Source organism: Methylobacterium amylolyticum (assembly GCF_030700245.1).
GTDB lineage: Bacteria > Pseudomonadota > Alphaproteobacteria > Rhizobiales > Beijerinckiaceae > Methylobacterium.
The window spans coordinates 100,915-107,249 of the sequence record NZ_JAUYZI010000021.1; the positions used below are offsets into that span (position 1 = coordinate 100,915).

Annotated in this window: 5 protein-coding genes; 3 read left to right on the top strand and 2 right to left on the bottom strand. The window is 74.3% G+C overall.

Translation table 11 applies throughout. The annotated features are described in order from the left end of the window. Positions 1-2: 2 nt before the first annotated feature. The 3 genes from Q8W71_RS33070 (at position 3) to Q8W71_RS16335 (ending at position 4,478) form a co-directional block, all read left to right on the top strand. Positions 3-1,955 (top strand): PAS domain-containing protein, encoded by a 1,953-nt coding sequence (locus Q8W71_RS33070; protein ID WP_458351517.1) that lies wholly within the window; start codon positions 3-5, stop codon positions 1,953-1,955. 40 nt (positions 1,956-1,995) lie between these two features. Further along, positions 1,996-4,128, top strand: coding sequence for an FUSC family protein (locus tag Q8W71_RS16330; protein WP_305526446.1), 2,133 nt, complete (start codon positions 1,996-1,998; stop codon positions 4,126-4,128). A gap of 83 nt (positions 4,129-4,211) precedes the next feature. Continuing rightward, complete coding sequence (locus tag Q8W71_RS16335) at positions 4,212-4,478, top strand: DUF6894 family protein (protein ID WP_305526447.1); 267 nt, start codon at positions 4,212-4,214, stop codon at positions 4,476-4,478. A gap of 34 nt (positions 4,479-4,512) precedes the next feature. On the opposite strand, the gene Q8W71_RS16340 is transcribed toward Q8W71_RS16335, so the two are convergent. Continuing rightward, positions 4,513-4,869, bottom strand: a complete 357-nt coding sequence (locus Q8W71_RS16340) for a hypothetical protein (protein WP_305526448.1) — start codon at positions 4,867-4,869, stop codon at positions 4,513-4,515. Positions 4,870-5,251: 382 nt separating this feature from the next. Further along, positions 5,252-6,184, bottom strand: a complete 933-nt coding sequence (locus Q8W71_RS16345; protein WP_305526449.1) for a transposase — start codon at positions 6,182-6,184, stop codon at positions 5,252-5,254. Positions 6,185-6,335: the final 151 nt, after the last annotated feature.

Here is a 6,335-nt window from a genome sequence, read left to right on the forward strand (position 1 = left end):
CCCTGCGGGCCACCGAGGAGCGCTACCGCATCGCCACCCGCGCCACCAACGACGCGATCTGGGACTGGGACCTCGCTCGCAACCACGTCCTCTGGAACGAGGCGCTCACCGACGCCTACGGGCACGCCCCCGAGACGGTGGAGCCCACCGGTGCATGGTGGCTCGGCCACATCCACCCCGACGACCGGGCGCGGATCGACGCCTCGATCCACGCCGTCATCGACGGCACGGGCAACGCGTGGCTCGACAGCTACCGGTTCCTGCGCGCCGACGGCAGCTACGCCGACGTGGTCGACCGCGGCTACGTCATCCGCGGTGCCGACGGCCGGGCGACGCGCATGATCGGCGCGATGCTCGACCTCACCGAGCAGAAGCGGGTCGAGGCGGCCCTGCGGCGGCTCAACGAGACCCTGGAGGCGCAGGTCCGCGAGCGCACGCGGGACCGCAACGCCCTCTGGCAGCTCTCCACCGACATCATGCTCCGCAGCACCTTCGCGGGGGTGATCGCCGCGGTGAACCCGGCCTGGACCGAGGTGCTCGGCTGGCACGAGGACGAGTTGATCGGCGCCAGCCTGTTCGACCTCGTCCATCCCGACGATCTCGCCCGCACGCGCGAGACCGCGCAGCAGGTGTCCGAGGGCATCACCCACGCCCGGTTCGACAACCGCTACCGCCACAAGGCCGGGGGCTACCGCTGGATCTCCTGGGCGGCGCGGCCGGGCGACGGGCTGATCAACGCGGTCGGGCGCGACTTCACCGTCGAGCGGGAGCGGGAGGAGGCCCTGCGGCAGGCCGAGGAGGCCCTGCGCCAGTCGCAGAAGATGGAGGCGGTCGGCCAGCTCACCGGGGGCGTCGCCCACGACTTCAACAACTTGCTGACGATCATCCGCTCGTCGGTGGACTTCCTGCGCCGGCCGGAACTGCCGGAGGCGCGCAAGACCCGCTACCTCGACGCGGTGTCCGACACGGTCGACCGGGCGGCCAAGCTCACCGGCCAGCTCCTCGCCTTCGCAAGGCGGCAGGCGCTCAAGCCCGAGGTGTTCGAGGTCGGTGCCCGGCTCAGGGGCGTGGCCGACCTGATCGACACGGTGACGGGCGCGCGCATCCAGGTGGCGACTGACCTGCCGGACGTCCTCTGCCACGTGCGCTGCGACGTCAGCCAGTTCGAGACGGCGCTCGTCAACATGGCGGTCAACGCCCGCGACGCGATGGAAGGGCAGGGGGTTCTCACCCTGCGTCTCGTGTGCGGAAGCCCGATGCCGGCGATCCGGGGCCACGCCGGCTCGCGCAGCGCCTTCGCGGCGGTGTCGATCTCCGACACCGGCACGGGCATCCCGCCGGACCTGCTCGGGCGGATCTTCGAGCCGTTCTTCACCACCAAGGAGGTCGGCAAGGGCACCGGCCTCGGGCTCAGCCAAGTGTTCGGCTTCGCCAAGCAGTCGGGCGGCGACGTGGATGTCCAGAGCACCCTCGGCGCGGGCACGCGCTTCACCCTCTACCTGCCGGAGGTGGCGGGCCGCGCCGGGCCGGAAGAGGCCGAGCCCGATCCGCTCGGTGCGCCGGTGGGTTCGGGCCAGCGCGTGCTCGTGGTGGAGGACAACGTCGAGGTCGGCCGGTTCTCGACGCAGATCCTCCAGGATCTCGGCTACGAGACCACCTGGGCCGCCAATGCCGAGGAGGCGCTGGACCGGATCGGGGCCGACGGGGGCGGGTTCGACGTGGTGTTCTCCGACGTGGTGATGCCGGGCATGGGCGGGATCGCGCTGGCCGAGGAACTGCGCCGCCGCCTGCCGGACCTGCCCGTGGTGCTCGCCTCCGGCTACAGCCACGTGCTGGCCGAGCAGAGCGAGCACGGCTTCGAGCTGCTGCACAAGCCCTACGCCGCCGAGCAGCTCTCCCGGGTGCTGCGCCGCGTCACCGCCCGCGCCGGGCGTCGGCGGCGCCCGGACGGCTGAACCCGGCCCCCCGTTCCCGCCCCGCGACAGGAGCCCGATCTTGACCGCCCCCGTCCCGCCCGCCTCGCGGCCCGACCGGCCGCCGCGCCGGCGGCGGTCCGGCGGCCGCGGCAGCCTCGGCTGGCCGGGCGCGGACCTCGCGCGGCTGCCGGTCGGCCTCGACCTGACGGCCCTGCGGCTCGCCGAGGGCGTGCGCGCCGGCTTCGCCTTCGGCGTCGTCTTCCTGATCGACGCGTGGCTGCAATGGCCGCCGCTGCTGATCATGGCCTTCGCGGCCAACCTCGCCTGCTTCTGCGACACCGGCGGCCCGACCCGGGTGCGGCTGCGGGTGCTCACCGCCTTCTCGCTCGCCGGCGCGGTGCTCTGGGCCGGGCTCGGCCTGCTGCGGCCGCTGGGGATCCCCGTCGCGGTGCCAGTGGCCTGCGCCGTGATCTTCGCCTGCACCTACATCCGGGTGTGGAGCGTGCAGGCGCAGGCCGCCGGCAACGTGCTGATCGTGGTGCTCTGCATCGCCCTGGAGCGGCCGCTCACCCCGGAGCAGGCCGCGGTCACGGCGCTGATGTTCACGGCCGGCGGGCTGTGGGCCACATTCCTCGCCCTCGTGGTCTGGCGGCTGCACCCCTACCGTCCGGCGCAGCGCACGGTGGCCGAGGTCTGGCGCGGGCTGACCCGCCTCGTCGGCGACCTCGAACGCCTCGCGGCCCTGTCCGAGCCCGGAGCGGAGGCCTTCGACGGCCACGCCCGCGCCCACCGCCGCGGCGTGCGCACCGGCATCGAGACCGCCCGGGCGATGATCCTCGACCTCGTCCGCTCGCGCGAGCGCGTCTCCCAGCGCGCGGCGCAGGCGCTGCTGCGCCTGGAGAGCGCCGAGCAGATCTTCTCCGCGCTCATCGCGGTGACCGAGCTGATCGACAGCCGCCCCACCCCCGAGCGGCGGGCGCTGGCGCGGGCGTTCCTGCGGCGGCTGCGGCCGCTGCTCGCGGTGATCGCCCGGGCGATCCGCGACGACGCGCCCGTCGACCGCGACCGGCTGGAGCGCGCGATCGTCCGGGCGGGGGAGGGCCTCGGCGCCGACCCGACGCTCGCCCGCCTCGGCGAGGCGATCCTCGGCCGGGTGCGGATCGGCGCCAAGCTCTCGACGCCGGAGGGCTACCGGGCCGGCGGCACCGTCACCGACGGGCACCGCCTCGACCGGCGCAGCCGCTATCTCGAACCGCTCGCGCAGAACTTCACGCTCGCCTCGCCGAACCTGCGGCACGCCCTGCGCGCCAGCGTCGTCTCCGCGCCGGCGCTGGCCGCGACGCTGTGGTTCGGCGGCGCCTTCACCCACTGGCTGGTCATCACCCTGGTGCTGACGATGCAGCCCTTCTACGCCGCCACGTGGCAGCGGGCGCTGGAGCGGATCGGCGGCACGGTGCTCGGCGGCGTGGTCGGCGCGGTGCTCGCCTACTACGCCGCCACGCCGCTCTCCGAGGCGGCGATGATCCTTGTCCTGAGCGTCGTCGGCTTCGCCGCCCGGCAAGTCTCCTACGGCTTCTTCGTCGCCTGCCTGACGCCGCTGATCGTGCTGCTGGTCGAGGTGCTGGAGCCCGGCCACAGCTCCTGGGAGATCGTCGGCCTGCGCGCCGCCTTCACCGTGCTCGGCGGGCTGATCGCGGTGGCGAGCTGCCTCGTGCTCTGGCCGATCTGGGAGCCGGACGAGGTCCGCCGGGAGCTGCGCCGGACGCTGGCCGCCCACGCCGACTTCGCCGAGGCGGTGCTGCTGGGTGGCGCCGGCGAGGGCCGGGAGACCCTGATCGCCGCCCGGACCCGCGCCGCCGGCCTCGCCCTCAACGACCTGGAGGCGGCGCTCTCGCGCGCGCTCCAGCAGCCCCGGGCCGGCCACCATCCCGCGGTCGAGGCGGCGATGGTCGCCGACGCCACCCTGCGCCGGCTGAGTGCCCGGCTGACGGTGCTGCGCCACGCCCCCGAGGCGGCCGCCCGCGAGGCAGCGGCGTGGCGCGCCTGGGTGGTCGAGACCCTGCGGGCCCTCGCCGAGGACCGGCCGGAGCTGCCGGAGAAACCCGAGGCCGCGCGCGGCCAGTCGCTCACCCGCCTCGTCGGCCAGGCCGACCTGCTCACCGGCACCCTGCGCCCCGGCCAAGCCCGCGCGGCGGCCCTGGCGGCGGGTTGAGCGCGGCGGGGCGAAACCGTCCCGGCCGCCCGCGGTTCTCCGCAGACCCGGTGCACGTCGTGGGGCGTCCCGGGGGCGTGAGGATGAGGCAGACAGTGCCCGTGTTCTTCTTCGACACCAGCGACGGGGATCGCCACGACCGCGACGAGGAGGGGCAGGACTTGCCGGACGCGCAGGCCGCACGGCGGCTCGCGCTGGAAACACTCCCGGCGATGGCGGATGACCGGCTCCCGGACGGCGACAACCGCGTCTTCACGGTCTCCGTGCGCGACGCGCGGGGCACGCCGATCTACGCCGTTGAGCTGGCCCTGAAGGGCGGCTGGGTGGCCGCCCCGTCCGGGGGCGGATAGGGCGGCCCCGCAATCACGGTGGACGGGCCCGCGCCTACCCGGTCTCGGACGCCTTCCGGTCGGCCCGGGGGCGCCGGGGCCGCGGCGGCCGGGCCGGTGCCGCGGCGGCGTCGCGCTCCCGCCCGGCGCCATCGTCCCCGGCGGGTGCGGGCCGCTGGTCCGCCCCCTGCTCCGCCCCCTGCTCCGCCCCCTGCTCCGCCCCCTGCTCCGCCCCCTGCGCCCGAGCCTGCTCCACGAGCCACTCGCCGAGCCGGAGGGCGGAATCCGGCGTCATGTCGACGGAGACGCCGGCGCCGTGCGCCCGGGTGCGCAGTCCGATGCCGGTCGAGGTCGAGACGGCGCGAACGGAACTCCCGACGCGGCCGGCGATCTCCAGGATGCTGTCAGCCATGCCGGGAGGCTAGCGGAGCCGTTCCGGCGCGTCCATGACCCTGAGGGCGGACCACCCCCGCCCGGCGCTGCCCGGGCACGGCTCCAAACCTTTGCTTCGACACGCGCTCTCGCGCCGAACGCAGCAGGTTTCGCCGAAGTGGTTGCCGGCTCGGCGTCGAAAACCTGCGATCCACCAAGGATCTAAGCGGGTGAAGCGTTGACGCGCCCAGAGTACACGACAGTACGGGGTGCAGCCCTGCGGGTCCCATCAGACCCCCTCATCCTGAGGCGCCCCTTGCCGTGGCAAGGGGCCTCGAAGGAGCCCTCCAGAGGGCGCCGCGATCCCTGGAGCCCTCCTTCGAGGCCCGCTCTCGCGGGCACCTCAGCGACTGTGTTGGCTGTCAAGCGGGTTGCCATGGTTTCTGGTCCCGGATCATGGCGTTGAGGATGGAGAGGAGCTTGTGGGCGACGGCGACGACGGCGACGATCTTGGGCTTGCCGGCGGCCACGAGCCGGTCGCGGAACCGCTTGAGCACGGGGTTGTGCCGGCAGGCGGTGAGGGCTGCCAGGAACAGGGCCGTGCGCACGCTCTTGCGCCCGCCCGACACCATGGCGCGGCCCTTCCCCTTGCCGGACTCGCGCACGAACGGGGCGAGGCCGGCCAGCGCGGCGATCTGCTTGGTCTTGAGCCGGCCGAGTTCGGGCAGCTCGGCCAGGAGCGTGCGCGCCGTGACCGGCCCGACCCCCGGCACCGAGGCGAGCAGGTCCTCGGTGGCGCGCCAGGCCGGCGAGCCGCGCACGCCCGTGTCGATCTCGGCGTCGATCGCGGCGAGTTCCTTCTCCAGCGCCTTGATCAGCCGGGCGATGCTCCTGGCGATCCGCGCCGCCTCGGTGCGCGGGGCCCGGTTCTTCTCGGACGCCAGCATCTCGACGATCTGACGGCGCCGGGCGACCAGATCCGCCAGCATCCGCGTGGCCGCATCCGGCAGCGGCCGCACCGCCGGCTGCGTGGCGGCCGCGAACCGGGCGATCACGGCCGCGTCGATCGGATCCGACTTGGCCCGCTGGCCCAACGCCTTGGCGAAGTGCCGGACCTGGGCCGGATTGACCACCACCAGCGGCAGACCCGCGCCCGCCAGGGCTGCCGCCGCCACCTGCTCGAAGCCGCCGGTCGCCTCGATCGCCACCAGATCCGGCCCCAGCGCCTGCAGGCGCGTCACCAGATCGTTCAGGCCCGTGCCGTCGCGGGCAACCGCGAAGGCCTGACCCTGCGGCAGGACATGCACGTCCAGCCGCGCCTTGCACACGTCGATGCCGACACACACCAGCGCCATTCCGCCCCACCCTTGCGCAACCGGGCTCTTGCGGCCCGAGCGACTGTCCGGGGTCGTGGAATGGGCGGGCAGGCTCCCAAGCTGAGGTGCGGGCTTCAATGCCCCAGGATGAGCCGGGGTCCTGCCCGCCGCCGCAGATCCGACCTTACCA

Excerpts from the sequence above, each read along its gene's own strand:
- Q8W71_RS16335 (WP_305526447.1), top strand. The coding sequence starts at position 4,212 with ATGAGGCAGACAGTGCCCGTGTTCTTCTTCGACACCAGCGACGGGGAT.
- Q8W71_RS16340 (WP_305526448.1), bottom strand. The coding sequence starts at position 4,869 with ATGGCTGACAGCATCCTGGAGATCGCCGGCCGCGTCGGGAGTTCCGTT.
- Q8W71_RS16345 (WP_305526449.1), bottom strand. The coding sequence starts at position 6,184 with ATGGCGCTGGTGTGTGTCGGCATCGACGTGTGCAAGGCGCGGCTGGAC.